This is a genomic window from Streptomyces sp. SID11385, from assembly GCF_010548245.1.
Lineage (GTDB): Bacteria > Actinomycetota > Actinomycetes > Streptomycetales > Streptomycetaceae > Streptomyces.
Window position 1 is genome coordinate 1 of sequence record NZ_JAAGLR010000857.1, and the last position, 2,163, is coordinate 2,163.

The window sequence follows — 2,163 nt, forward strand, 5'->3', positions numbered from 1 at the left end:
CGAGCCGCGCGTACGGGTCGCGGGCCTGGGCGCACGCCGCCCGTTCCGGTACGGGACGGGGCCGCGCGAGGCCCGCGAGTCCGCTGTCCGCCGCGCACGCCGCGAGCCCGGACGGGCACGGGGCCTGCCGGGTCGCGGGGGCGGGGGAAGCGGTGGTCATGGTGGGGTCAGTCCCGTCCGTGGCGCAGCGCGGGGTGGGCGCCCGCGGCGACGAGGTCGGCGACGGCGGTCTTCGGGTCGCGCCCGGTGACGAGCGACTCGCCGACGAGCACGGCGTCGGCGCCCGCGTTGGCGTAGGCGATGAGGTCGTGCGGGCCGCGTACGCCGGACTCGGCGACCTTGAGGATGCCGTCGGGGACCTCGGGGGCGACGCGCTCGAAGGTGTTGCGGTCGACCTTCAGGTTCTTGAGGTTGCGCGCGTTGATGCCGATGAGGCGGGCGCCCGCCTCGACCGCGCGCTCGACCTCGGCCTCGTCGTGCGCCTCGACGAGCGGCGTGAGGCCGATCGAGACGGCGCGCTCGATGAGCGATTCGAGGGCGGGCTGCTCCAGGGCCGCGACGATGAGGAGCGCGAGGTCGGCCCCGTAGGCGCGGGCCTCCCAGAGCTGGTAGGAGGTGACGATGAAGTCCTTGCGCAGGACGGGGATGTCGACCTTGGCGCGGACGGCTTCGAGGTCGGCGAGCGAGCCGCCGAAGCGGCGCTGCTCGGTGAGCACGGAGATGACGGCGGCGCCGCCCGCCTCGTAGTCCGCCGCGAGCGCGGCGGGGTCGGCGATCGCGGCGAGCGCGCCCTTGGAGGGGCTGGAGCGCTTGACCTCGCAGATGACCTGCACACCCTCGCCGCCGAGCGCGGCGAGCCCGTCGCGGGCCTCCGGGGCGCGGGCCGCACGCTCCTTCAGCTCGTCGAGGCTGACGCGTGCCTGCCGCTCCGCGAGGTCGGCACGCACTCCGTCGATGATCTCGTCGAGCACACTCACTCCGGCGGACTCCTCTCAAGCCTCCCCGCGCGGGAAGGGGCAACGTGGTACGGGTGCGGCCGTGCCCGGTGGTACGGGGCCGGGGACCTCTGGCGATGGTAGCCGCCGCGAGGCGTAAGCCACGCATCCGGTTGACGGTGGCGAGGCTGACCAGCGGATTCGCCGCGCCTCGGCTCAAGGGTGCAGGAAGCCGCCGGGCGGCAGGTTCCGTACGAGCGTGAAGAGGAGCACGACGGCTCCGAGCGCCCACCGCAGCCGGGCCGGGGGCTGGAGCACCGCGAGGTCCTGGCCGCGGGCGGCCCGCAGGACCCACACGAGCCACAGGACGGCGGCAAGCGCGTACCCGGCGACGGCGAGCGCGTTGTCCTGGAAGGCCTGCGCGAAGTCCCCGTGCGCGACGGCGTGCGCGCTGCGCAGCCCTCCGCAGCCGGGGCAGTAGATCCCGGTGAGGCGCAGCAGGGGGCACGCGGGGTAGTGCCCGGGTTCGTTCGGGTCGACGGCCCCCACGTACGCGAACGCCCCCGCCACGCCCGCGAGGGCGGCGGCGGGGGCGAGGAGACGGCGGGCGGGGCGCGCGGCGGCGGACGGGGTGGTCACCGGGTCATTGTGCGGGCCGGGGCCGCACCGCGCACGCGCACGCCCGCGGGCGTGGCGCGCGGGTCAGTGCGCGCCGTGGCCGAGGCCGGTCTTGCCGGTGGGCCGGTTCCCCAGGCCCGCCATGCTCATGGCGCCGCCGACGATCGCCGCGAGCAGCAGGATGCCGATGCCGATCCAGAAGCCGACCGGCACGGACATCACGATGAAGATGCTGCAAACGATGAACCCGACGAAGGCGATCAGGACGCCGGTCCACGCCGCCGGGGTGTGCCCGTGGCTCCTCTTCGACATGACTTGCTCCTCGGTACGGTGGATCTACGTGTCCATTGTCGCCCACCGGGCCCGGCGGCGCGCACCGGGGTGGGCCCGCTGAGCTGCGGCGGCTCAGCGTTCGCCGGTCGGGTCCTCGCCCCGGTCGATGGCCTTCCACAGGTCCTCGGGGCGGTCCGGGTCGAACGCGCGGGCGGGGGTACGGGGCCGGGGCGCGGCGCCCCCGCGCTCGTAGCGCCCGGACATCGCGGGCCAGCGGCGGCCGTGCAGCAGCGCGAGGACGCCCGCGACGAGGAGGAGGGCGCCCGCGCCCGTGGAG

4 protein-coding genes are annotated in these 2,163 nt (G+C 75.8%); all 4 read right to left on the reverse strand.

Annotated elements, in window-relative coordinates; genetic code table 11:
- Positions 1-167: 167 nt before the first annotated feature.
- Positions 168-977 (reverse strand): indole-3-glycerol phosphate synthase TrpC, encoded by an 810-nt coding sequence (gene trpC, locus G3I42_RS26155; protein WP_164289908.1) that lies wholly within the window; start codon positions 975-977, stop codon positions 168-170.
- A 174-nt stretch (positions 978-1,151) separates the two neighbouring features.
- Positions 1,152-1,574, reverse strand: coding sequence for a DUF2752 domain-containing protein (locus tag G3I42_RS26160; protein ID WP_164289911.1), 423 nt, complete (start codon positions 1,572-1,574; stop codon positions 1,152-1,154).
- Between the two features lie 63 nt (positions 1,575-1,637).
- Positions 1,638-1,865, reverse strand: coding sequence for an HGxxPAAW family protein (locus tag G3I42_RS26165; RefSeq protein WP_164289913.1), 228 nt, complete (start codon positions 1,863-1,865; stop codon positions 1,638-1,640).
- Between the two features lie 93 nt (positions 1,866-1,958).
- A partial coding sequence (locus G3I42_RS26170; RefSeq protein ID WP_164289915.1) for a Trp biosynthesis-associated membrane protein occupies positions 1,959-2,163 on the reverse strand: 205 nt, incomplete at its 5' end.

Bases quoted from the DNA above. Each gene is read 5' to 3' on its own strand.
- G3I42_RS26165 (WP_164289913.1), bottom strand. From the start codon at position 1,865: ATGTCGAAGAGGAGCCACGGGCACACCCCGGCGGCGTGGACCGGCGTC.